This is a genomic window from Streptomyces sp. NPDC054866 (assembly GCF_053610745.1).
The window spans coordinates 746,133-769,514 of record NZ_JBSGZA010000003.1 but is presented as its reverse complement, the minus strand read 5'-3'; the positions used below and the strand labels follow the sequence as shown (position 1 = coordinate 769,514).

Annotated in this window: 25 protein-coding genes; 8 read left to right on the top strand and 17 right to left on the bottom strand. The window is 71.4% G+C overall.

Annotated elements, in window-relative coordinates; all coding sequences use genetic code 11:
* Nucleotide 1 precedes the first annotated feature (1 nt).
* From ACWGI2_RS18890 to ACWGI2_RS18850, 9 genes are all read right to left on the bottom strand, one after another.
* Complete coding sequence (locus ACWGI2_RS18890; protein ID WP_453696413.1) at nt 2–1,111, bottom strand: GNAT family N-acetyltransferase; 1,110 nt, start codon at nt 1,109–1,111, stop codon at nt 2–4.
* Nucleotides 1,111–1,770 (bottom strand): lipopolysaccharide biosynthesis protein, encoded by a 660-nt coding sequence (locus ACWGI2_RS18885; RefSeq protein ID WP_453696412.1) that lies wholly within the window; start codon nt 1,768–1,770, stop codon nt 1,111–1,113. Before ACWGI2_RS18885 ends, ACWGI2_RS18890 begins: the two co-directional genes overlap by 1 nt.
* The gene (locus ACWGI2_RS18880; protein ID WP_453696411.1) at nt 1,770–2,900 is read right to left on the bottom strand and encodes a glycosyltransferase; all 1,131 of its coding nucleotides are present in this window, start codon (nt 2,898–2,900) and stop codon (nt 1,770–1,772) included. Before ACWGI2_RS18880 ends, ACWGI2_RS18885 begins: the two co-directional genes overlap by 1 nt.
* Nucleotides 2,897–3,610 carry a polysaccharide deacetylase family protein gene (locus ACWGI2_RS18875; protein ID WP_453696769.1) on the bottom strand — a complete coding sequence of 238 codons (714 nt, stop codon included), beginning with the start codon at nt 3,608–3,610 and terminating at the stop codon, nt 2,897–2,899. Before ACWGI2_RS18875 ends, ACWGI2_RS18880 begins: the two co-directional genes overlap by 4 nt.
* A gap of 61 nt (nt 3,611–3,671) precedes the next feature.
* The gene (gene murJ, locus ACWGI2_RS18870) at nt 3,672–5,324 is read right to left on the bottom strand and encodes a murein biosynthesis integral membrane protein MurJ (protein ID WP_453696410.1); all 1,653 of its coding nucleotides are present in this window, start codon (nt 5,322–5,324) and stop codon (nt 3,672–3,674) included.
* Complete coding sequence (locus ACWGI2_RS18865) at nt 5,321–6,607, bottom strand: O-antigen ligase family protein (RefSeq protein ID WP_453696768.1); 1,287 nt, start codon at nt 6,605–6,607, stop codon at nt 5,321–5,323. The genes murJ and ACWGI2_RS18865 overlap by 4 nt, the downstream gene beginning before the upstream one ends.
* A gap of 98 nt (nt 6,608–6,705) precedes the next feature.
* Nucleotides 6,706–8,184: a sugar transferase gene (locus tag ACWGI2_RS18860; protein WP_453696408.1), complete on the bottom strand. Its 1,479-nt coding sequence runs from the start codon at nt 8,182–8,184 to the stop codon at nt 6,706–6,708.
* Nucleotides 8,181–9,335, bottom strand: a complete 1,155-nt coding sequence (locus tag ACWGI2_RS18855) for a glycosyltransferase (protein ID WP_453696406.1) — start codon at nt 9,333–9,335, stop codon at nt 8,181–8,183. The genes ACWGI2_RS18860 and ACWGI2_RS18855 overlap by 4 nt, the downstream gene beginning before the upstream one ends.
* A gap of 33 nt (nt 9,336–9,368) precedes the next feature.
* Nucleotides 9,369–9,581 carry a hypothetical protein gene (locus tag ACWGI2_RS18850; RefSeq protein ID WP_453696404.1) on the bottom strand — a complete coding sequence of 71 codons (213 nt, stop codon included), beginning with the start codon at nt 9,579–9,581 and terminating at the stop codon, nt 9,369–9,371.
* A 386-nt stretch (nt 9,582–9,967) separates the two neighbouring features.
* Between ACWGI2_RS18850 and ACWGI2_RS18845 the strand changes: the two genes are divergently transcribed.
* The 7 genes from ACWGI2_RS18845 (at nt 9,968) to ACWGI2_RS18815 (ending at nt 14,350) form a co-directional block, all read left to right on the top strand.
* Nucleotides 9,968–10,207: a chaplin gene (locus ACWGI2_RS18845; protein ID WP_453397719.1), complete on the top strand. Its 240-nt coding sequence runs from the start codon at nt 9,968–9,970 to the stop codon at nt 10,205–10,207.
* A gap of 180 nt (nt 10,208–10,387) precedes the next feature.
* Nucleotides 10,388–11,038 (top strand): hypothetical protein, encoded by a 651-nt coding sequence (locus ACWGI2_RS18840; protein WP_453696402.1) that lies wholly within the window; start codon nt 10,388–10,390, stop codon nt 11,036–11,038.
* Nucleotides 11,039–11,285: 247 nt separating this feature from the next.
* Nucleotides 11,286–11,567 (top strand): hypothetical protein, encoded by a 282-nt coding sequence (locus tag ACWGI2_RS18835; protein WP_453397717.1) that lies wholly within the window; start codon nt 11,286–11,288, stop codon nt 11,565–11,567.
* Between the two features lie 311 nt (nt 11,568–11,878).
* Complete coding sequence (locus ACWGI2_RS18830) at nt 11,879–12,382, top strand: DUF5949 family protein (protein ID WP_453696401.1); 504 nt, start codon at nt 11,879–11,881, stop codon at nt 12,380–12,382.
* Nucleotides 12,383–12,395: 13 nt separating this feature from the next.
* The gene (locus tag ACWGI2_RS18825) at nt 12,396–13,046 is read left to right on the top strand and encodes a vitamin K epoxide reductase family protein (protein ID WP_453696399.1); all 651 of its coding nucleotides are present in this window, start codon (nt 12,396–12,398) and stop codon (nt 13,044–13,046) included.
* Entirely contained in the window at nt 13,046–13,435 is a 390-nt protein-coding gene (locus ACWGI2_RS18820) for a tyrosinase family oxidase copper chaperone (RefSeq protein WP_453696397.1), read from the top strand. The genes ACWGI2_RS18825 and ACWGI2_RS18820 overlap by 1 nt, the downstream gene beginning before the upstream one ends.
* Before the next feature lie 42 nt (nt 13,436–13,477).
* Nucleotides 13,478–14,350, top strand: coding sequence for a tyrosinase family protein (locus ACWGI2_RS18815; RefSeq protein ID WP_453696395.1), 873 nt, complete (start codon nt 13,478–13,480; stop codon nt 14,348–14,350).
* 47 nt (nt 14,351–14,397) lie between these two features.
* Here ACWGI2_RS18815 and ACWGI2_RS18810 read toward each other — a convergent pair whose 3' ends face one another.
* Nucleotides 14,398–14,682, bottom strand: a complete 285-nt coding sequence (locus tag ACWGI2_RS18810) for a chaplin (RefSeq protein ID WP_453397712.1) — start codon at nt 14,680–14,682, stop codon at nt 14,398–14,400.
* A 177-nt stretch (nt 14,683–14,859) separates the two neighbouring features.
* On the opposite strand from ACWGI2_RS18810, the gene ACWGI2_RS18805 reads away from it, so the two are divergent.
* Nucleotides 14,860–15,105, top strand: coding sequence for a hypothetical protein (locus ACWGI2_RS18805; protein WP_453397711.1), 246 nt, complete (start codon nt 14,860–14,862; stop codon nt 15,103–15,105).
* 57 nt (nt 15,106–15,162) lie between these two features.
* Here the strand turns inward: ACWGI2_RS18805 and ACWGI2_RS18800 are convergent, their stop codons facing one another.
* The 7 genes from ACWGI2_RS18800 to ACWGI2_RS18770 form a co-directional block, all read right to left on the bottom strand.
* Nucleotides 15,163–16,164 carry a beta-ketoacyl-ACP synthase III gene (locus tag ACWGI2_RS18800; protein ID WP_453696394.1) on the bottom strand — a complete coding sequence of 334 codons (1,002 nt, stop codon included), beginning with the start codon at nt 16,162–16,164 and terminating at the stop codon, nt 15,163–15,165.
* On the bottom strand, nt 16,161–16,823 hold the full coding sequence (locus ACWGI2_RS18795) for a DUF6875 domain-containing protein (RefSeq protein ID WP_453696392.1): 663 nt from the start codon (nt 16,821–16,823) through the stop codon (nt 16,161–16,163). The genes ACWGI2_RS18800 and ACWGI2_RS18795 overlap by 4 nt, the downstream gene beginning before the upstream one ends.
* Before the next feature lie 176 nt (nt 16,824–16,999).
* Nucleotides 17,000–17,641, bottom strand: coding sequence for a hemerythrin domain-containing protein (locus tag ACWGI2_RS18790; protein WP_453397708.1), 642 nt, complete (start codon nt 17,639–17,641; stop codon nt 17,000–17,002).
* A gap of 64 nt (nt 17,642–17,705) precedes the next feature.
* A complete protein-coding gene (locus ACWGI2_RS18785; RefSeq protein WP_453696391.1) occupies nt 17,706–19,544 on the bottom strand; it encodes an acyl-CoA dehydrogenase in 1,839 nt (612 codons plus the stop codon).
* Nucleotides 19,541–20,650, bottom strand: coding sequence for a pyridoxal phosphate-dependent aminotransferase (locus ACWGI2_RS18780; RefSeq protein WP_453696390.1), 1,110 nt, complete (start codon nt 20,648–20,650; stop codon nt 19,541–19,543). Before ACWGI2_RS18780 ends, ACWGI2_RS18785 begins: the two co-directional genes overlap by 4 nt.
* 57 nt (nt 20,651–20,707) lie before the next feature.
* On the bottom strand, nt 20,708–22,357 hold the full coding sequence (locus tag ACWGI2_RS18775; protein WP_453696388.1) for an AMP-binding protein: 1,650 nt from the start codon (nt 22,355–22,357) through the stop codon (nt 20,708–20,710).
* A gap of 2 nt (nt 22,358–22,359) precedes the next feature.
* Nucleotides 22,360–23,370 carry an acyl-CoA desaturase gene (locus ACWGI2_RS18770; protein ID WP_453397704.1) on the bottom strand — a complete coding sequence of 337 codons (1,011 nt, stop codon included), beginning with the start codon at nt 23,368–23,370 and terminating at the stop codon, nt 22,360–22,362.
* Nucleotides 23,371–23,382: the final 12 nt, after the last annotated feature.

The window sequence follows — 23,382 nt, the reverse complement described above, 5'->3', positions numbered from 1 at the left end:
ATCAGGAGCGCTCCTTGCGTTCCCGGCGCCCCCGCAGGAACTCCTTGCCCCGGCTGCGGGCCGCCGCTTCCCATGCGGCGGCCCGCAGTACGGGGGCGGTGCGCCTGCGGGCGAGGAGCAGCCGGTGGTTGGCGGCCTCCTCGGGGCGCCAGTGGTGCTTGTACGGTTCGTTGCCGCGCAGGAGGCTGAGGACCCGGCCGCGGTCGCCCTCGGCATGCTCCGCACAGGAGTTCAGGAGCATCGTCGCCACGTCCACCTTCCGCTCCCTCAGCCGCGGGTGCGCCCCGTACAGATAGCCGCCGACCAGGTGGGGCGAGAGCAGGGTCAGATCGGCGGCCACCACGGCGTCGTCGAGCCGGAACTCGGTGACCACCGCGTCGCCCGACCTGACCATGAGCCCGACCGACCTGATCAGGTGCTCGGAGAACCGCTCCTGGAGGTGCTCGGCGGTCACCTTGCGTCCCTGCCACTGGAGTTGGTGCAGGCGCAGGAGGGTGCGCACCGATGCGTCCACCTCGTCGTGCCGTACGACCCGTCGCTCGACGCCCAGCCTGTCCAGCTTCCGGATCTTGGCGCGCGCCCGCTGTGCGCGCGGCGCGGGAAGCCGCCCGAGCAGTTCCTCCATCGACGCCGCGGGCAGCTCCAGGCAGAGGGAGTCCACGAGGCGGAGCCGGGGTCCGCGCCAGCGTTCGTAGATGCGCTCCACGGCGGCTCCCGACCGGACCTCGCGGAAGTCGATCAGGGCGCCGCGGGCCAGTTCCGCCAGGCCGTCGGCCAGCGCGTCCGCGGCCTCGTCGGCGAAGGCGTCGTCGAGCAGCACGTCGGTGAAGTCGGAGATCGCGCCGCCCAGCGGCACGAGTGCAGGGAGCGGGACGTACGCGCGCATCAGCGGCGCCGCGGCGACGAGCTCGCCGTCCCTGCGCACGAGGACCACGCGGAGCCGGCCGCGCCTGCCGTAGGAGAGCCACCACGAGTGCAGCCACGCATGGCTCTGGAACGGCGTCGCCGTCCCGCACCTGCGGTGCAGCCGGGCCCACGCCGCCGCGAGGCTCCCGAACTCCCCCTCGTCCGTGCAGAGTTCGACCGTCAGGGCGCCGCGGTCCACCCGCATCACCGGTCCCGGTCGAGATCGGCGGACTGCGCGGGGCCCGGCACCGGGGCCGGCGATGCGCCCTCGCCGCGGCGGGGGCGCACGAGGAGGGCGAGCCCGCCGAGCAGACCTCCCGCGCAGGCGCCCACCAGGGCGGTCATGGGCGCCGACGCCGACGCCGGGGCGTTCGGCTCGACCGCGCGGGAGAGCTGGAGAAGTCGTACCTGCGTGCTGTCCTTGGTGTGGTTCGCGTTGTTGGTCAGGGAGCGCGACACCGCGTTGGCGATGTCGGCCGCCTTGCCGGGCTTGGCCGCCGTCGCCGAGATGGAGATCATCGGGGCGTCGGGCGACGTGGCCGCCCGCACGCTCTCGCGCAGCGTCTGCGGCGAGACGCGCGACTCCACCTGGGCGTCGCCGAGCACCGCGAGCTGTGTGGCGACCCGGCCGTACGCCGTGGCGAAGCCCAGCGCGGCGGTGGGGTCGGAGTCCTTCTGCGGGACGGCGATCACATAGCTCGTCGCGGTGTACTCGGGTGTCTTGACCACGCCGTACAGACCGCCGGTGAGGGCGCCGAGCGCGGCTCCCGCGGGCAGGAGCCACCAGGCGGGCAGTCGCTTGACGCGGGCCAGCATCGGGGCCGGTCCTGCCGGGCGGAACCGCCGGCTGAGGGTATCGGTCATCAGGAACTCACTCTCGGGGTCGAGCCGGAGGCAGCTGCCTCGTAGACGTGCATCAGCTGTGCCGCACTGCGGGTGATGCTGTAGTGGTGCGCCGCCTCCAGCGGGAGGCGCGGCCGTGGCCCCGCCGACCGGGCCCGCAGCAACGCCCGCACGAAGGAATCCGGGTCGCCCGTGACGCGCTCGGCGCCGGTGGCGGCGTCCGGCGGGAGGTCCTCGACGGCGGGGCACCGGACGTAGAGCACCGGCAGACCGGCGGCGATGCCCTCGACGACGGCGAGGCCGAAGGCCTCCTCGGGCGACGGCGACGCGAGGACGTCCATGGCGGCGAGGAGCGCGGGGAGGCCGTCCGCCGCTGTGGACATGTGCGGCCGCTCCCCCGCGAACAACACCCGGTCCGCCACGCCCAGTTGGGCAGCCGTCGCGCGCAGCCTGTCCTCGTCCGGGCCGCCGCCCACCAGCAGCACGCGTACGTCACGGGGCAGCGCGGCCAGGGCGTACAGCAGGACGTCGAAGCGCTTGCCGGGGGCGAGGCGGCCCACCCCGCCGACGACGAACGCCTCGTCCGGCAGCCCCAGTTGACGACGTGCGGCGATCCGGACCCGGGGATCGAAGCGGAACCGCTCGACGTCGATGCCGTTCGGTACGACGTGGATGCGCTGCCGCGGGACCCCCCATCGGCTGAGCCGCTCGGCGACGGACGGGGAGACCGCCACCGTGGCCTGCCCCAGGCGCTCGCCGGTCAGGTACAGCGCGCGGACACCCGCGGTCAGCGACCTCCCCTCCATCTGCGAGTCGCCGAGGGAGTGTTCGGTGGCCACGACGGCTCGCGTCCCCGCGAGGCGTGCGGCGATGCGCCCGTAGAGGCAGGCGCGGAACAGGTGGGTGTGCACGAGGTCGTATCCGCCGCCGCGGATGACCTTGGCGAGGCGTGGCACGGCGCCCAGGTCGCGGTTGCCGGACATCCCCAGGTGGATGACGCGCACTCCGTCCGCCGTCAGGCCGTCGGCGACCGGACCCGGATTGGTGAGGGTCACGACGTCGCAGGTGGCGGGCAAGTGGCGCAGGAGGAGGCGCAGTTGCTGTTCGGCGCCCCCGACTCCGAGGCCGGTGATGATGTGCAGGGCTCTCATTCGGTCACCGCCGGTTCGCGGACCGCACGGCGGCGCAGCCGGTTGAGCCGCAGCTTCAGCTGGAGCCGCAGGGCGGTGTCCTCCTGCCCGATGTGGACGCGCGGCAGGGCGTGCACCCCGGTCAGGGAGCCCGGGGAGATCGCGCACGCGTAGCGGTAGCCTGCCGCTCGTACGGTGTCGACGACACGCTGGTCGACGGTGCCGTACGGATAGCAGAAGCCCTCGACCTCGCGGCCGATGAGGTCGGAGAGGGCGACCCGGCTGCCGCTGGTCTCCTGCCACAGCAGCCGGTCGCTCGCCCGGGTGAGGTCGACGTGGGTCAGGCCGTGCGAGGCGACCTCCATCCCCTCGGCGGCGGCGCGGCGGATGCCCTCCCCGTCGAGCAGCGGTTTGCGCGGACCCAGCGGATCCCACGCGTTGTCGCCCGCGAGGCGGCCCGGCAGCACGAATACGGTGGCGTCGAAGTCGTAGCGGTGCAGGAGCGGCAGGGCGTTGGTGACGAAGTCGGTGTACCCGTCGTCGAAGGTGAGGCCGACCAGGCCGCGCCCCTCGCCACGGGCACGCGCCGTGAGGAGCCGCGACATGCTGACCCCGCGCAGGCCCTGCCTCCGCAGCCAGCGCAGCTGGGCCGCGAGCCTTTCGGGCGAGACGGTGATCTTGTAGGGGTCGTCCGCGCGGTTGTCCACGGAGTGGTACATCGCCACCCACATCGGGGCTTCGGGCAGCCAGTGCCGCAAGCGCCGCGAACGGGAGGTCTCACCGAGTGCTGTGTCAACGGACATGCGTGAGCTTTCGTGTGGCGGATGTGACGGAGCGGAGTACGGGCTCGAAGGCCTGGGCCTTCAGGGCCCAGAGCACCAGGACGAAGACGGTGACGACGGCCGGGGAGCCGGCGGCGAGGGCGGGGAACGGCGAGTCGACGCAGCTCGCGAGGGCCCAGCCGACCGCGGTGGCGCACACCATCGCGGCCACCGGCTTGAGCAGTTCGCCCACCACCTCGCGGACCCGGATCGGCACATTGCGCGGACCCATCCCGCACAGCAGCACGAAGGCGGTGACGCTGATCCCCGCCGCGTTGGCGAGCGCGATGCCGCGTACGCCCCACAGGTCCACCGTCCAGCTGCCGATCCCGGCGGTCGCGGTGATCCCGACGGCCATCGCGCCCAGCGGGAACCACGTGGCACGCCCGCCGGAGAAGTAGGAGCGGGTGAGCGCCCCGACCAGCGTGTGGCCCAGGAGCCCCAGCGCGTACACGCGCATCACGCCCGCCGTGGCGACGGTGTCCCCGGCGGTGAACGCGCCGCGCTGGAACAGGAGTTGAATGAGCTGCGGCGCGCAGGCGATCACCACGGCGGTGCCGAGAAGCACCACGCAGCCGGCCAGGCCCAGGTCCCGCTCGACGCGCGACCTGGCGCGCTTGATGTCGCCTTCGGCCAGGGCCCGCGCGACGACGGGCAGCGTGACCGTGCACAGCATCAGGGAGAGGATCATCGGCACCTGCGCCACTTTTTGCGCGTAGTTGAGGTGCGAGATGGCCCCCGACGGCAGCGAGGACGCCAGGAAACGCTCGATGAGCACCTGCGACTGCCTGCACAGCGCGAAGAGCAGCACGGTGGCGATGAGGGTGCTGCTCATCAGCGCGGGGGCCGAGGGGCCGCCGGCGCTCTCGTCGGGCGCGTCGGCCGTGTCGCGGGTGAGCTGCCGCCAGAGCGAGGGGGCCTGGACGAGCACCATGAGTACGCCGCCGACCGCGACGCCCAGCGCTGCCGCGCGGACGCCGTAGCGGGGGGCGAGGACGAACACCGCGGCGATGATGCCGATGTTGTAGAAGACGTAGATGCCCGCTGGGGCCACGAACCGGCGGTGGGCGCGCAGCGCGGCGCTGCAATACCCGGCGAGGCCGAACGTGAAGACACAGGTGGCGGTGAGCAGCGTGCAGTCCACGGCGAGGCGCGGGTCGGGCAGCCCCGGCGCGAGGACGTCCACCAGGACCGGCGCCCCGGCCATCAGGATCAGCGCGACGGCTCCGGAGGCCAGCATCAGCCGGGGCAGCGACGCGGCCACCAGGGCACGGACCGGATCGCGGCGCGCGCCCTGGCCGCGACGGGCGAGCGCCATGCTGAAGGCGGGGACGAGCGCGAACGCGAGGCCGTCCTCGATGAGCAGGGTGGTGGCCACCTCGGGGACGGTCCACGCGACGAGGAAGGCGTCGGTCTCGGGGCCCGCGCCGAAGAAGTGGGCCAGGGCCTGGTCACGTACGAGCCCGAGCACCGATCCGGCCACCGTGAGGACCGCGGTGATCAGAGCGGCCTTGGCGAGAAAGCCGTTGGAGGGGTCGGAGCCCTTGACGGGCCCGGCCTCGGTGGCCGGAGCGGGCACCTTGCCGCCCGTTCCCGCGTCCACGGAGTGGGTGGTGGAGGTCATCGCGGCACCTCCCCCGGCAGCGGGGTGGACAGCGCGCGGCCGGACAGCGCCCACCAGGCCACGAGCCCGAGGACCACGGCCATGAGCACCGTCGACGGCCCGCCGATGTCGGCGTACGCGAAGTCCACGAGCTGCCACACAAGGAGCCCGCACGCGACGAGCCCGCAGTCCGCACCGACGCCTCCGCGCACCCGGGCGAGCCGCCGCAGGCCGAGCAGCAGGAACGCGGCCCAGCTGCCCACCAGCGCGCACAGGCCGAGCAGCCCCTGCTCGCCGAGGACGAGCAGGTACATGTTGTGCGGGGAGAGCAGCGGCTGACGGCTGAACTTCGCGCCCGCGCCCGCGGTGTCGCTGGCCGAGGAGAGGGCGAGCGACGCGTGGCTGTCACGGTGGTCGGGGAAGGCCTTGAGCCCCACGCCCGTCACCGGCTCGTCACGCCACATGTCCACCGCCGCGGCCCACATGGTGTACCGGTCGGTGACCGACTGGTCGGGGGCGTCGGAGACCTGCGTGATGCTGGTGACGCGCTCCGACAGCATCTGCGTACCGATGCCGAACCCGCCCACGAGGACCACGGCGGCGGCCGCAACAGCCGCGAGGGCCCGCAGCGCGTTCCGTACCCCCGCGAGCCCCAGTTGCGCACCGCAGGCCACGAGGGTGGCGATCCAGGCGCCGCGGCTGAAGGAGAGCGCGAGCGGCACGATCAGGAGCAGCGCGCACACTAGCGCCGTCTGACGCTGATTCAGCCCCGCCCGACGCTGCCTCGCGGAAGCCGGGCCGAGCGCGATGGCGACCGCGCACACCACTCCGTACGACACCACGGTCGACATTCCCATGACGTCCGTCGCGCCGAAGGTCCCCACGGCCCGGACGTCCGATCCCATGTAGCTCGCGCCCGTGCCCGTGACGTACTGGTAGACGCCGATCGAGCCCTGGAAGAGGGCGAGTCCGATGAGGGACCAGGCCACCAGGCGGAAGTCGCGGCGGTCGCGGACGAACATCAGGACCGCGGCCGGTACGAGGACGAAGATCTGGAGGTAGCGCACCAGGCCGGCCGCCCCGGCGGACGCGGTGCTCGCGCCGACCGCGGCGACCGCGATGCCGATCACCGGCAGACCGAGCACGACGGCGGCGGTCCGCGTCAGCGGCCTGCGCGCCGCGCAGACGGTGCGGGCCACGCACCAGAGCACCACCAGGGCGGAGGCCGCGTCGGCGACGGTGCCGCCCCCGGAGCCGCCGTCGCCCGGCGCCGCGGGCAGCGCGAGCAGCGCGACCACGGCCATGACCGGCAGCACGGGCCCGGCGCTCCGGAGTGCCGACGACAGTGCGGCGGCCGGCGAACCGGCCGGGAAGAGCGCGATCGGGGCGCCGTTCACGCGGGTCAGCTCCCCGTGGGACGTACGAGGGAGGCGGCGGTGCGCAGCAGGATGCACAGGTCCTGCCAGATCGACCAGCTGTCGATGTAGGCGTTGTCGAAGCGGCACCGGTCCTCGATGGAGGTGTCGCCGCGCAGCCCCTGGATCTGGGCGAGCCCGGTGATGCCGGTCGGCATGCGGTGGCGCTCGGCGTAACCGGGGTGTGCCTTGCTGAACTGGCCGACGAAATAGGGGCGTTCGGGCCGGGGCCCGACCAGGCTCATGTCGCCCCGCAGGACGTTCCACAGCTGGGGAAGCTCGTCGAGCGACGTACGGCGCAGGAACTGGCAGAACGGTCTCATGTGCTGCTCGCCCGCGACGGTCCACCGGGTCGCGGCCTCGTGCGGGTCGGCGGGCCGGTGCGTGCGGAACTTCAGCAGGGTGAACGGCCGCCCGTCCTTGCCGATGCGCTCCTGCCGGAAGATGACCCCGGGGCCGTCGGTGGCCCGCAGGACGGCGGCGCACGCCAGGAGCACGGGGCTGATGAGCAGCAGCAGGATCCCCGAGGTCACGAGGTCCAGGGCACGCTTGCTGACGCTGAAGTGCCCGCGCCGCACGGGCGCGAGCGGACGGCAGGGGAACCCCGCGAGCTGCCCGGACCTCGACTGGCGCCCCGGCGCGTCATAGCCCGGCGGCTGCGTCGCGTCGACCGCCCATACGTCACAGCCCGAACCGCTCAGCGTCCGCAGCCACCCGATCTGCTCGGGGCCCGGGGTCGGCCCGACGACCAGGACGGTGCGTACGGCGTTCTGGATGACCGCGCGGCGCAGCTCCTCGATCGTGGAGAGCACCGGCAGTTCGGCACCCTCCGACTCCGTGCGCTCGGCAGGCGCGTCCCCCACGATGCCCACGGGCCGCACCCCGGCCCGCGGATGGCGGAGCACCGCCTCCGCCACGCGCCGCGCGACAGGGCCGGGGCCGACCACCAGGGCCGGGCGCGGCTGGCGGAGCACCGCTCTGCGCGCCCACCAGTACAGGGCGCCGCGGCCCGCGCAGCACAGCACGCTCTGGAGCGCCGCGGCCGTGCACAGGGTGGTGAGGGAGAGCGGGCTCAGTACGGAGACGCTCGCGGCCAGGAGCCCCACGGCGCACCAGCTCAGCAGGGCCTGCCAGGCCAGCGAGGGCAGTTCGTCGAGGGCACGGGGCACGGCGAGCGGGCGGTAGAGCGCGGCGCGCGCGTTCAGGCCGGTCACCGCGGCGAGGAGCAGGGCCACAAGGAGGGGGTGGCGCTGCGGGTCGGTGAGCAGCACGGTGCCGAGGAGGGCGGCGCTGCAGTCGACGGCGAAGAGGGGGATGGCCGATGAGCGGCGTGCCGAGGCCCCCCATTGGATGCTCGTCCTGCGGCGGCCCCCGGCCCCGCGGGGAGGGATGACCGAGGCGGTGGCGATGGCATGGTCGGCCGCCCGTGGCTGCGCGGCAGGGGCGACGGTTCGTTCCGCACTCACGGGTTGATGGACTCCCTGCACTTGATGGGCCCCACGCCCAGTAGCTCGCGGTACACGGCCGCGACAGCGTCCGCGGTGTGCCGCACATCGTGGGTGTTCAGAACGTGGCGGTGCGCCGCACGGCCGAGGGATTCACGCAGCGGCGGATCGCCGAGCAGTCCGACGAGGGCTCGCGCCAGCGCCTGCGGATCCTGTGCGGGAACGAGGCCGTGGGGGGCGAGTCCGGGCGGCAGGCTCTCGCGCGCGCCGTCCACGTCGCTGACCACCACGGGCCGGGCACAGGCCATCGCCTCCAGGGGTACGAGGGCCATGCCCTCCCACCGGGAGGGCAGGACCACGAGGTCGGCCGCCCGGTACCAGGGGGTGGCGTCCTCGACGTCTCCGACGAACCGCACGGAGGCGGGCGCCTGTTCGCGCAGACCGGCCGCGCCAGGGCCGTCCCCGACGAGGACGAGCCGGGCGAGCGGCATCCGCTCGGCGACGGACGCCCAGGCCCGCAGCAGGACGTCCTGCCCCTTCTGCCGGCACAGCCGTCCCACGCAGACCACCAGGGGTTCCTCCTCGGCGAGGCCCAGGGCGGTCCGCGCCGCCTGCGCGGCCATGGGGCGGAAGCGCTCGACGTCGACCCCGTTCGGGATCACGGACCAGCGCGCGTCGATCCCGGCCCGCTGCCCGGTGAGCCGCTCCGCCTCGCTGACGCAGACCACGTGCGCGGCCCAGCGCGCCCCGAAGCGTTCCCAGCGCCGGGCGAGCCCCGCGGTCACGCCGCCGACGGCCTCGAAGGACCAGGCGTGCGGCTGGAAGACCGTGGGCACCTTGCCGCGCAGGGCGAGCCGGACGGCGAGCCCGGCCTTGGCGCTGTGCGCGTGTACGACGTCCGGCCGGAGCTCGTCGACGATGCGGGCGATACGCCGTACCTCCTCCGCCAGCCCGGCCCCCGGGGAGCGGGCCGCCGCCCAGCCATGTACGCCGCTTCCCAGGCCGCGCACGGCATCCGGCAGACAGCCGCTGTCCGGGCACGCCACGTCGACCCGCATCCCGGTGGACAGCTGGGACTTCACCAGGTCGGTGACCACGCGGGCCACTCCGCCGTCGACGGGCTGGGCGACATGAAGGACGCTCAGCCGGTGGTCATTTGATGACAGTTGCATGCACGGCGCCTTGCTCAGGGGGAAGGTGGTGCGCTACCGCTTCGCGTCCACAGCGGCGAAGAGCACACCGGCCCACGCGGACTCTCGCCGCGAGGCGAGTCGGATGAGCAGGCCCTTTCGGTCGGCCTTGAGGCCCCCGTCGAGGCGGAAGATGTCGGAGTCGTATCCGAGCGTGTCGGCGTACGCGGGCGTCCTCGCGCTCTGGTCGTACCGCGGTCGCCGTCGTACGCGAGGGAAAGGGCGCACGGCGTCGCACGACGCAGCAAGGGGCCCACGGAATTACGCATGACCGGCGTTGCCCTTTCGGGAAAGGTTCCGAACCAGGAGGGAGAATTCAATGCGACAGTCACACTCGACTCGTAACTTCCCGCACTTGTTCTTTCAAATGGCTTCAGGAGGAGAACAACAGTAGCTGCTTTTTGTATTAATCCAGGAAGGCTGACAAGTGTGTCGGAAACGTGAAGTGCGTAACGCTCGGAGCCCGCCTGAAGCACGGCCAGGAAGCCGTCGCGTAAACCCTGCGCCGACAGATCACCCTTTTGGGCCCACAACTCAAGCGGGCGACGTCCGTTGATCCATGGGCCGGGCACCCCGCCCTGCCGATGCATCAACTGACCAAGGAGCAACTCTCCATGTCGCGTACCGCGAAGGCCCTCGCCCTCTCCACCGTTGCCGTGGCCGCCATGGCCGGCAGCGCCGGCATCGCCGCCGCCGACGCCGGCGCCAACGGGGCTGCCGTCAACTCCCCCGGTGTCATCTCGGGCAACGCCGTCCAGATCCCGGTCCACATCCCGGTCAACGCCTGCGGCAACACCGTCAACGTCATCGGTCTGCTGAACCCGGCGTTCGGCAACACCTGCGTCAACGCCTGACACACCAGCAGCACGCACGCCGCGACGGCCGTTCTCCCCCGAGGAGGGCGGCCGTCGTCCGTTCCCTGCGGTCCCCCGAACGGCCGCCGTGCCCCCGAATGGCAGTCGCTCGGTTGCGGTCGGTGCCCACCGCTTTCACGGTGAACACAAGATCCGATCGCATCACCGAAGGGAACATCCATGCGCGCTCTGCCCGTACGGCGTATCGCGACCACCGTCCTCTGCGTCTCGCTCCCCCTCGGGACGGCCGGCCCCGTCGTCGCAGCCGAGAGCGACTCTCCGCAGGGCAGCGCCCAGGAGGCGGCCCGCGCGCCGGTCCCCGACGCGGACAAGCTGCTCGCCCAGGTCAAGACCCTGGGCGACGCCGGTGGTGTGCTCACCCCGGTCACCGATCTGCTCACCGCCGTGCTCAAGGCCGACAACGGTCAACTGCCGGCCGCGGACGCCACGAAGCTCGCCGCCCCGGTGAAGGACGCCATCACGAAGGCCGCCGCCACGGCCCCCAAGGCCCCCGAGACCTCGGTGGCTCCCGAGACTCCCGCGCTCCCGCTGACGCCTGCGCTCCCCAAGGCCCTTGCGGATGACGGCACTTCGGATGAGGACAAGGCGGCGGCCGACCCGAAGGCCGACGCCCTGAAGGCACTGCAGACCGCGGTCGACACCCTGCTCAAGTCGGCCACCGGCGGCGACGTCACCAAGGTCACGGGAGCGGTGCCGCCCGTGCTCACCGGCCTCGTCAACCTCGTCGCCGCCACGCTGCTCGGCAGCGGCCTCCCCGCACCCGACCTGGCGGGCCTGTCGTCCCTGCCCAAGGCGCCCGCGCTTTCCTGAGACCCGTTCAGTTCCCGTCCTGTCGCGTCGGCCCGCACGGTCGGCGCGACGGGCTTTTCACGTCCGCGGCACCGCCGCACAGCCGCCCGTATCGCGTCCATCTCATACGAGAATGAGACACCGCCTTCGTTCGGGTGGGTTCCGGGAATTTCCGCCGCACAGAGTTTCCGCCGTACACAAGGCTCGTTACCCATGGCGAAGTGAAAATCCCCTCTGGCGACCGTCCGTCGCCGCAGAAAGGAACACGATGAAGCCCCTGAAGGCTGCCGCCGTCGTTGCCGGATCCATGGTCATCGCAGGTGCCGCCGCACCCGCCTTTGCCGCCGACCTCACGCCCACCAGCCTGAACGGTGCAGTTGACACGATCGCCGGTTCGACGTCGAAGATCGACGCGGCCCCGCTGGCCACGAACGCCCTCGACAAGGACAACAAGGACTCGGTCGTCAACGCCGTGTCCGGCGCCGCGGAGAGCCTGCACGCGGGTGGCGGCGCGGGCAAGCTCCTCGGCGGACTTCCCGTCGCGAAGTAGAGCCCCTTTCGGCTCCTTCATTCGGCGCGATGCACCGTCAGGGGACAACATCTGAAACCCCGAGGAGTATTGCCGCGAGCAAACGGCACGCGGCAGTGAGGGCCGGTTCCGCAGACACATTCTGCGGAACCGGCCCTCTGGCTTTTCCCCCTTTCCCCCGCCTTTCCTGGTTCCGCTCTCGGTCTCAGTTCGACTGAGGGGACCCGGAGTTCGACCGGCGCGTGCCCCGATCGTGTGATCGCTCGCCCACAATCACCCAGTCAAGTGACAGGCGGGGGCGGGAGATCGGGACACATCGATACGGTTCCGGGATGACGTCGACATCGAGCGAGACCCGCACTTTCCGAGCCGCCGATCTGGGCACCCTCACCGTGGTCCCCTGGAGTGGTGAAAACCCCGAGGACGAACAGGACATGGCTTTCCTGCTCGCCTATTCGCTCGGTGACGGCGAAGGCGGACCCGAGGCCGCGACCGAAGCCATCGAGATCCTGCTGGAGAACACCGGACTCCCCATCGGCGGCCCCGTCGTGGAGAGTTCCCGCAACCCGAGCCTGCCCGTCACCCTCCTCGTCGAGGCCGGCCAGGCCGTGCTGAACATGCCGTACCTCAACGCCCAGTGCGTCGTACCGCCGGAGTGGCTCGCAGCGGTGGGCGAACGGGGCCACGCCTACTTCATGTTCACCACGCGCCCCTGGCCCGAGGCCAAGCCCGGCGTTCCCCTCGCCGAGGAGGCCCTCACGGCGTTCGCGGGCTCCGAGGAGACCCTGACCCGGGCCGCGCACTGCCTGCTCACCCCGAAGAGCCTGCGCGGCTAGGAGCACCGCGGCGATGCACACCAAGACACCTCTTCCTGAAGCCCGTAGGCCCGAAGCCCCCTTAGGGCGCGTGGACCCGCCGTCCGGCGGCACCGGAGGGAGCCGTGCGTTCGCGCTGCTTCTGGTGATCACGGGTGCGGCGGGTCTGCTCGCGGCGTGGGTCATCACGCTGGACAAGTTCAAGCTCCTTGAGGACCCGGACTTCACGCCGGGGTGCAGCCTCAATCCGGTGGTCTCCTGCGGCAACATCATGACCAGCGACCAGGCATCGGTGTTCGGCTTCCCGAACCCGATGCTGGGCCTGGCCGCGTACACCGCAGTGATCTGTGTCGGCATGAGCCTGCTGGGCCGCGCGCGTTTCCCGCGCTGGTACTGGCTGACGCTGAACGCGGGCATGCTCTTCGGGGTCGGCTTCTGCACGTGGCTCCAGTACCAGTCGCTGTACGAGATCAACTCGCTGTGCCTGTGGTGCTGCCTGGCCTGGGTCGCCACGATCATCATGTTCTGGTACGTCACGTCGTTCAACGTCCGCAAGGGCTTCCTGCCCGCGCCCTCCTGGCTGCGTACGTTCCTCGGTGAGTTCACCTGGGTGCTTCCGGTGCTGCACGTCGGCATCGTCGGCATGCTGATCCTCACCCGCTGGTGGGACTTCTGGACCAGTTGATGCCGCTCTCAGACCTCACCCGCAGGGCCACGATGCGGAACCTCATCGGAGTGGCCGTCGCCGCCGTGACGGGGCAGACCGTCCTCCACTGGTGGACGCGGCGCCCGGCTCAGCACCCGCCGTCGGACGACCTCGGCGACGGCTCGTTCGACGAGATGTACGAGGGTCGGCACATCCGCGGATCGAGAGCCGCCGCGGGACATCAACACGCGGGCGCCTCCTGGGACATCACCGTCGACGGGCGCCCGCTCCACCTCATGCGGCGCGCCGACGGCGGCTACCTGAGCATGATCGACCACTACCAGTCGTATCCGACGCCTCTCATCGCCACCCGCAGAGCAGTGGACGAACTCGGCCCCGGCCGGCAACTGCGCGCCGGGGACGTCTGATCACTGCCGCGCCCACCCGGACCGGAGGAGGAGCGAACCGAAGTGGTCTACACGCGCAAGAACCAGGCCCGGCTCACCAGCGCCGAGAAGCGGCGGTTCGTCAACGCGCTGCTCGAACTCAAACGCAAGGGCGAGTACGACGAGTTCGTCCGGACGCACATCGAGCACTACATCTCCGACGGGGACAACGGACTACGGGTGGCCCACATGACGCCCTCGTTCCTGCCCTGGCACCGCAGGTTCCTCCTGGAGTTCGAGCAGGCCCTGCAACGCCTTGACCCCGCGGTGACCGTCCCGTACTGGGACTGGACGGTGGACAGGACGCCCGGCGCCTCGCTCTGGGGCAGCGGGCTCATGGGCGGCAACGGACGGCGCTCCGACCGGCAGGTGATGACCGGCCCCTTCGCCCGCACGAACGGGACCTGGGTCATCAAGGAAGGGGAGACGGACGGCGACTTCCTCATGCGCGACTTCGGCAGGCCGCAGAACCCGATCGAGCTGCCCACCGAGGCGCAGCTGGCCTGGGCCATGCGCGACCCCGTGTACGACAAAGAGCCCTGGGACTCCACCTCGCCCGGCGGGTTCCGCAACAAGCTCGAGGGGTGGACCTCCGGCAGCGGCAACAGCAAGTGGCGCAACCACAACCGCGTCCACCGCTGGGTCGGCGGGCACATGCTCGGCGGCGCGTCGGTCAACGACCCTGTCTTCTGGCTGAACCACGCCTTCGTGGACCTGCTGTGGGACCGCTGGCAGGCCCGCCACCCCCGCTCCGCGCCCTATCTGCCCGAGAAGCCGCCGAGGCCAGGGCACGGCCCGCCGCACGGCCGTATCTGTGCCCGTTTCGAAGGGATGCCGCCGTGGGACGCGAAGCCGGACGAACTGATCGGCCATCGGGGCATCTACCGCTACGCGTGAAAGAGCCCCCGGTGGTCGTCGGACAGCCGGGGGCTCACACACGGGGGTCAGCCGCCGTAGCCGCCGTGGGGCTTGCCGTGGCCGTGGCCGCCGTCGGCGTTCACGCAGGTGTTGCCGAACGCCGGGTTCAGCAGCCCGATGATGTCCACGGTGTTGCCGCACACGTTGACCGGGACGTGGACCGGGACCTGGACGAGGTTGCCCGAAAGGACGCCGGGCGAGCCCACGGCCGCACCCTCGGCGCCCGCGTCCGCCATGGCCATACCGGTGCCACTGAGCACCACGGCGCCCGTGCCGAGGGCAACAGCGGCTGCCTTCGCGATGCGAGACATCACGTTCTCCTTTGAATTGACGAGTACGGCCGCATGCACGCGGCCGTACTGTCCCTTCAACGGCGTCATCGACCGCAGGTAACGGCACCGATCGGTACATCATTGGTGAAATCGTCCGATCGCCCGTGTCCACCGCTGTTCCGAGCCGTTGCGCATCACATGATCTCAACACGACGCATGGCCGCCGTCCTCGCTCTCGCCGCCGGTGCCTCCGCCCTGGCCGCCCCCGCGGCGAACGCCGAAGCCATCTCCCCCACCGGCATGCTCAACTCGCTCGCCGCGTCCCAGATCCCCGAGGAGCACCGCGCCGACGTGCCGTCCGTGACCCAGCAGCTCAACGGGCTCAACGGCCTGTACGAGCTGCAGCAGCTGCACCAGGTGACGGACCTGGCCGCGCCCGTCACGGGTCTGCTCAACGCGTAGTACCGGATCACGCGCGAAGAAGAGGCGGGGTCGGGTCCGTGCGGCCTCGGCCCCGCCTCACGGCATGGTGGCCACGACCGACGCGTACGAGAGGCCCGCCCCGTAGCCGAGCAGCAGGGCCGTGTCGCCGGGCTTCGCTTCGCCCGACGCGAGCACCGCGTCCATGGCGAGCGGGATGGAGGCGCCGGAGGTGTTGCCCGAGGTGACGATGTCCTTGGCCACCCGCACGCCCTCCGGCAGGCCGATGCGCTTCGCCATCGCGTCGATGATGCGGACGTTGGCCTGGTGCGGGATGAAGACGTCGAGGTCGGCGGGGGTCAGACCGGCGGCGTCCAGGGCCTGGCCTGCGACCTCGGCCATCTCGTAGACGGCCCAGCGGAAGACCCGCTGCCCTTCCTGGCGCATCCATGGGAACTCCTGCTCGGGCGAGTCCCTGAGCACGTCCCACGGGGCCGTCTGCTCGATCGCGTCCGCCTGGGAGCCGTCCGCTCCCCAGATCGCCGGGCCGATGGCGGGGGTCTCGGAGGGGCCGATCACCACGGCGCCCGCGCCGTCCCCGAAGATGAAGGCCGTCGAGCGGTCCTTGAGGTTCAGCAGGTCGGTCATCCGCTCCACGCCGACGACCAGGACGTGGCCGCCGCGGCTGCGGACCGCGTCCGCCGCGAGCACCACGCCGTGCACGAACCCGGCGCAGCCCGCCGACAGGTCGAAGGCCGCTGCGCCGCGCGCTCCGACGCGGTGCGCGATCTCCGTCGCGACGGCCGGGGTCTGCTTGAGGTAGGTGAACGTCGCGGCGATGACGCAGGTGACGTCGGACGGGGTGATGCCCGCCGCCGCGATGGCCTTGGCCGCGGCCTCCTCGGCCATCACCGCCAGGGTCTCGTCGGGTCCTGCCCAGCGTCGGGTGCGGATCCCCGTGCGGGCGCGGATCCATTCGTCCGACGAGTCGATGAGGCGGCTGGCTTCATCGTTGTCGACGATCCGTCGCGGGCGGTACGTACCCACGCCCATGATCCGTGCGAAGCGGGCGCCCTGGGAGGTGCTCAGTGTCGGGCTCATGTGGTGCCCCACTTGTCCCGTGCCTCTGCGAAGGCCTCGGCGAACATCGGGTCGGCCACCGAACCCCGCTCGTGTCTGCCTCCGTACCGCTCCTCGTAGGCGGCGAACCACTCGGGGTCCGAGCCGAGGAACAGTACGTCGTGGAAGGCCATCCAGCGCATCGCCAGCATCGGCACGGGTGAGCGCGACACCTCGAACTCCGCGTTGCGCGCGGCGCGTTCGTCGCAGTCCGGGTGGAACTGCGCCAGCATCAGGCCGCGGCCGACCAGTTCGGGCTTGGCGAGGGCGTGCGCCTCGTCGAGCAGGCGGTGGCTTTCCTCGGGGAGTCCCGTCAGGACCAGGACGAGGGTGTGCAGGACGCGGTTGCGGCCCTCCCAGCGTGTGGTCTCGAAGGCCTCGGCCATCCGGCGCACGAGGCCCACCATTCCTTCGGCGTCGATGTCCGCATCGACCCGCCACTCCTCGATGCGGAAGCTCTGTGCCTTCATCGAGGATTCGACGAACGGGCAGACGGCGCCCTCCCGGTTGATACGCTCGTGCGGCCGCATGATGAACTCTTCTATCCACCGCTGTCCCCGTTCCAGGGGTGACGCGGCAGGGCGATCCGGTGTGTCCGCCTTCCCGTACTGCGGAGTGACGGCCGATACCGACGGACTCATGAGGGTTCCCTCCGTGATTCAGGACGCACTGAACCGCCACCCGGACTCGCGTGACGCAGAGGGGTGTCGAGGTCGCCGTGCGACTCAGCGGTTCAGCTCGGGCAGTTGTTGGTCTTGGCCGGTCAACTCATCTCAGGGCAGTGCTCGTCCGGTGACGCGCGGCCGTCCGGTGGGTCTCAGTAGTTCTCGCCGAAGGCGGCGCGCTGGCGCTTCTCCAGCCAGCCGCTGAACAGCCGGCCGATCGGCGCCGCCGCGACGCCGCCCTGCTCACCCGGTCCGGCCACGGACAGCAGCCAGGCCGGCATGAAACGCAGCGTCCAGCCGGGGGCCGTCTTGCGCATGTGGGTCGCGAAGCCCTTCCAGATCTGCTTGCCGAGGGCCGGGGCGAGCCGGCCGAGGAGCTCCCGCTCCTCGTCGCCCGCGTGCCCGGCCAGCTGTTCACGCACCTCCTCCGTGCGTTTGGCGAGTTCCGCCGCGACAGCGGGGTCCGTGCCGAGCCGTTTGCTCGTCTCGTGCCAGGTGTGCAGGACCTTCGCGAGCTCTTCGTGCTCGGCGGTCATGAGGGCCAACGCCTCTTGGTCGGCGCCCAGTTCGCGCAGGCGCGGCCAGAGGAAGTCGTCCTCGCCCTCGTGGTGGTGCTCGATCACCTGGAACAGCTTGTCCACGTAGTCGAGGAGGGCGGCGGCCTGTCCGGCGTCGGGGGTACGGGCCAGCTGTTCGGCGCTGCGGGCCACGCGGTCGAGGTCGCGCACCATGGCACGGTGGGCCAGCAGCATCGTCTGGTGGCCCGAGGGCAGGTGGGCGATGGACTCGGTCATGAATGTCGCTCCTTACAGGTCAACGGCGGGCGATACAGGTGTCTGCCCGCCGGGCGCTTCGGTTTCACCAGGCCTCGTCCGGCACGGTCATGAGCACCGTGTCCGTGCGCTCCGCGACGGAGCGCTCCGCGGTCAGCAGCGGCAGCACCTCCTGGGCGAAGAACCTGGCTGTTGCGATCTTGCCTCGGTAGAAGGCCGCGTCGGAGGCGTTCAGGCCATCCGGCCGCCGCGCCAGCTGCGACTCGGCCACCGTGGCCTGACGGAGCAGGAGCCAGCCGACGAGTACGTCGCCGGCCGCCATCAGGAGCCTGGTGGTGTTCCGCCCCACCTGGTACATCGCCGTGGATTCCTCGAAGGAGCGCAGCAGGTGCCCGCCCATGACGTCGACGATGGCCCGCAGCTGCGCCACGGCTTCCGCCAACTGGGCGTGTGCCTCGGCGAGTTCGCCGCCCGTGACGGCGTGCGCGGTCTTCTCCACCTCGGTGAGGAGCGCACCGAGCGCGGCGCCCTGGTCCTTCGCCACCTTGCGGAAGAAGAAGTCGAGGCCCTGGATCGCGGTGGTTCCCTCGTACAACGTGTCGATCTTGGTGTCGCGGATGTACTGCTCCAGCGGGAAGTCCTTGATGTAGCCGGCGCCGCCGAAGATCTGGAGCGCGTGGTTCAGCTGCTCGCAGGCGCGCTCGGAGCTGTAGCCCTTGACGATCGGGAGCAGCAGGTCGTTGAGTGCCTTCGCCTCTTCGTCGACGCCGCCCGCGGCCTCGGCCTCCGCGATCCGGTCCTGCACCGTCGCGGTGTGCAGGACCAGGGCGCGCAGGCCCTCGGCGTACGCCTTCTGGAGGAGCAGGGAGCGGCGGACCTCGGGGTGGCGGGTGATGGGGACCTTCGGCGCGGACTTGTCGCCGAAGGCGGCCAGGTCCGTGCCCTGGAGGCGCTCCTTGGCGTACGCGGCCGCGTTGAGGTAGCCGGTGGAGAGAGTGGCCGCCGACTTCGTACCGACGATCATCCGGGCCTGCTCGATGACCTGGAACATCTGCCGTATGCCGTCGTGGACCTCGCCGAGGAGCACGCCGACGGCGGGCTGTTCGGCGCCGAAGGTGAGCTCGCAGGTGGCCGAGGACTTCAGGCCCATCTTGTCCTCGAGGGCGGTGGCGTAGACGCCGTTGCGCTCGCCGAGGCGGCCCGTCACGGCGTCGGCGATGTGGAACTTCGGTACGAGGAAGAGCGAGAGGCCCTTCGTTCCCGGCTTGTGGCCCTCGGGGCGTGCGAGCACGAAGTGGACGATGTTCTCGGCCAGGTCGTGCTCCCCGGAGGTGATGAACCGCTTGACGCCCTCGATGTGCCAGCTGCCGTCCGGCTGCCGGACCGCCTTGGTCCGGCAGGCGCCCACGTCGCTGCCCGCGTCCGGCTCGGTGAGCACCATGGTGGCGCCCCACTGCCGGTCGACCATGAGGCGGGCGAGCCGCCGCTGGTCCGGGGTGCCGAGCCGGTCGAGGATCTTCGCGAAGCCCGCGAGGCCTTGGTAGAGGTAGAGCGAGGGGTTGGCGCCGAGTGCGAGCTCGGCGACGGCCCAGCGCAGGGACGGCGGGACATCGGCGCCGCCCAGGGAGGAGGGCAGATCGAGCAGGTGCCAGCCGGACTCCATCCAGGTGCGGTACGCCTCCTTGAAGGAGTCGGGCAGGGTGACCGAACGGGTCGCCGGGTCGTAGCGCGGCGGGGTGCGGTCGGCCTCGACGAAGGGGTCCGCCAGTTCGTGCACGGCGAGCCGCTCCACCTCGGCCAGGATGCCGCGCGCGGTGTCACGGCCCGTCGACTCGAAGGCGCCCCTGCCGTACGTCCGCTCGCAGCCGAGGACCTCGAAGAGGTTGAACTCCAGATCCCGCAGGTTCGACCTGTAGTGGCTCATGACCGGTGTCCGAGCAGGGCGGCGAGCGCCGTGGACAGGCGCTCCACCTCGTCCACGGTCCCTACGGAGATCCGCAGATAACCGGGGAGTCCGAGCACGTCGAGGTTGCGTACGAAGATGCGGTGCTCGGCGGCGAGCCGGGCCGCGAACCCCACGCTGTCCCCGGGGGCCGTTCCCTGCCCCGGCTCCCCCGGCACCTTCACCATCACGAAGTTGGAGACGGACGGGGCGTACTCGATGTTCAGGTTGTCCAGGGACTTGCAGAGCAGTTCCCTGGCCCGTGCGTTGTCCTCGCGCACCCGGTCGATGTGCTCGGGCTGTTCGAGGGCGCGCAGCACGGCCCGCTGGGCGGGACGGTTGACGTTGAAGGGCAGGGCGGCCGCGACGGTGTTGATCCGCTGGACGAGGTCCTGGGGGCCGATGACGAAGCCCATGCGGACCGAGGCGAGTCCCCACGCCTTGGAGAAGGTGCGGGTCACCAGGACGCGGCGGCCCTCGCGCACCGCGTCGAGGGCGAACTCGTGGGCCGGGCCCGCGAAGTCCATGTAGGCCTCGTCGAAGACGAGCACCGTCCCGCTGCGTTCCGCGGCGTCGATCAGTTCCGACACGGCCGCCCGGTCGAGCACCGCTCCGGTGGGGTTGAGCGGGTTGCAGACGAAGGCGAGTTCGGCGCCGCGCTCCATCTCGGCCACCACCCCGTCGACGGGGATCGAGGCGCCTTCCAACGGGACCGTGTGCGCCCGCGCCCCGACGGCCGCGGCGGACACAACGTAACCGGGGAAGGTGGTGGCAGTGGTGACCACCGAGGCGCCGGGCTCGCGCAGGAACGCCATCGAGGTGACGAGGACCAGTTCGTCGGTGCCGTTGCCGACGGCGACCATGTCGGGGGTGACCCCGAAGTGGCCGGCCAGCCTGCCGCGGAGTTCGCCGCACTCGCTGTCGGGGTATCGGTTGAGGTAGCTCGCCGCCTCCGCCCTCACGGCGTCGACGGTTCCGGGCGGCGGACCGTACGGGTTCTCGTTGAGATGCAGTCGCAGATGGTCCTCCCTGCCGACGATCTCGGTGTCGGCGAAGAAGCCCGGCGGCGGTGCCTGGACCTGGGGCATGGTGGATCCCTTCTCGTACGGTGTCGCCGTGCCGGCCGGGCCGAACGGCCGGTCCGGTCAGCCCAGTTGGACCCGGGCAATGGTCTGCAGCTGGTCGGCGTCGCCGCCGAGCAGGGCCCGGCAGCGGAAGCGCTGGATCTTGCCGCTGGGTGTCCTCGGCAGATGGCCGCGCTCCACGAAGACGCACTCCGAGAGTGCGATGCCCGACTTCTCCCTGGCCACGGCGGCGGCCTGGTCGGCGATGAGCGCGAAGTCGGCGCTGCTGCGCTTGGGTTCGAGGAGAAGGACCAGCTTGGACACGCCGCCGCCGGCCATGTCGACGAGCGCCGAGCAGCCCTTGCGGACCGGGCCCATCGCCTCGACCGCCGATTCGATCTCGCTGGTGTAGACGTTGCGTCCGCCGACCGAGATCAGGTCGTCGGCCCTGCCGACGAAGTACACCTCTCCGTCGTGGACGAAGCCCAGGTCACCGGTGTGCAGGATGCCGTCGTGGAAGCGCTCGGCGGTGCGCTCGGCGTCGCCCAGGTAGCCGCTGGCCAGGCTCGGCGAGTCGACGCGCAGCTCGGAGACGCGGTCCGGTTCCCCGGTGGTCACCGTGACGCCGGGCAGCGGCGGCCCGTTGGAGACGAGCCGGGTGGCGCCCGGCGCGTCCTCGGGGACCTCGACGATGCGGCCGTCGAGCAGCGCGGAACCGTCGAAGCTGCGGGTGACGGGGGCCTCGCCGAGCGGGGAGCAGGAGACCGCGAGGGTCGCCTCGGCCATTCCGTACGCGGGCATGAACGCCGTGGCCGCGAAACCCGAGGGGCCGAACGCGGCGACGGTGGCCTCCAGGGTCTCCCAGTCGACGCGTTCCGCCCCCACCACGCAGACCTTCAGCTCCAGTGGCTTGGGCAGCTGGTTGCGGCCCTGCGCGCGGGCGGCCAGGTGCAGGGCGGTGTTGGTGCCCGCGGTCATGGTGGCGCCGTACTCGGACATGTCGCGGAACCAGGTGCGCGGTGCCATGCCGAACCGCTCGGGCGACGACAGGACGAAGTCGTAGTCGAACGCCCAGGCGTGCAGCATGGTCCCGAAGATGCCCATGTCGTGCGAGAGCGGCAGCCAGGAGGCGATGGTCTCGGCGCCGGGGCGCCCGCCGGTCATCTCGTGCAGCATGTGCAGATGGGTGCCGATGGCCCGGGTGCTGAGCTCGCAGCCCTTGGGCAGGCTCGTGCTCCCCGAGGAGTACTGGATGAAGGCGGTGTCCTCGGCGCCGGGTGGCGTCGGGTCGATGCGCTGATCCCCGTACAGGGACGTCCAGTTGAGGACCGGGAGCTGTGCGGCGAGCTCCACGGGGACGAGCGGCTCCAGGGCCTGGTCGATGAGGAGCACCGTGGGGCCGAGCCGCTCGGCGAGCAGGCTCAGCTGGGCGCCGTACTCCTGCGGGCTCTGGCCGCGGGCGGGCAGCGGGAAGGAGGCGACGGCCCCGCCGGCCAGCCAGACGGCGAGGAGTCCGCGCAGGGTGTGCGCCGAGTTGGTCAGGACGGTGGCGACCCGGCTGCCGGGGCGCACACCCGCGGCGCGCAGGGTCGCGGCCATGCCGTGGGCGTCGGCGACGACCTCGCTCCAGGGGGTGTGCCCGAAGCCGTCGTCCTCCTGCCAGTGGTGCAGGACTCCGTGGGAATCGTCGCGCAGGAGGAGGTCCCAGAGTCCGGCGTCGGTGGTTGCCATGGTCACTCCACATCCACGAGGGAGAGGTCGGATCCGCCGCGCGAACGGTCCGCCATGGGGGCGATCCGCTGCTGGCTGACCAGGAGTTCCTCCTGGCTGAGCTTGGTGCCGCTGACCCGGCTCACGCCGGCCTCGCGCATCGTCATCCGCTCGGTGTCGATCCGGATGACCTTCCAGGCGAGGCGGGTCTTCTCCAGGCTCCAGATGAAGATCGCGGAGAGGTCGACCTCGTACCACTTCATGCCGTGCCGGGCCGAGCGCGGGAACGCGTGGTGGTTGTTGTGCCAGGCCTCGCCGAAGGAGGGCAGGGCCAGCCAGGCGACGTTGCGGGAGTGGTCGGTGGTGGTGAAGCGGCGGCGGCCGAAGTAGTGGCCGATGGAGTTCACCGCGTACGTCATGTGGTTGATGAGGAAGATCCGCACGAGACCGCCCCAGAGCATGCCCGTGAACAGCGCCTGGACGGAGCCGCCCGTGATGGCGAAGGCGAGCAGGCCGGGCAGCACGACACCGGCGGCGACGACGGCCACGAAGTTCTCGCTGAGCCAGCGCAGCGGCTTCTCCCTGACCAGGTCAGGGCAGTAGCGGATCGGGTCGGAGCTGAGGTCCTCGTCGAAGAGCCAGCCCAGGTGGGCGTGCCACATGCCGGCGATCGCGCCCTTGAAGCCGGGCTCGAAGCCCAGGTGCGGGCTGTGCGGGTCGCCTTCCTTGTCGGCGACGCGGTGGTGCTTGCGGTGGTGGGCGGCCCAGATGATCGGCGGGCCCTGTCCGGCGAGCACCCCGGCCGTGGCGAGGGCGACGCGGACGGGCTTGTACGTCTCGAAGGAGCGGTGGGTCAGCATGCGGTGGTAGCCGGTGGATATGCCGATGCCGGAGATCACGTACATGACGACCGTGACCAGGACGTCCGTCCAGCCGAATATGTGGTTCCAGGCCAGGACCATGGCGGCTCCGAGTGCGAACAGTGGCACCAGGGAGGCCGCGAGCATGTACCAGCGGTGTTCCTTGCCGTCCATTTCTTCCCCTTA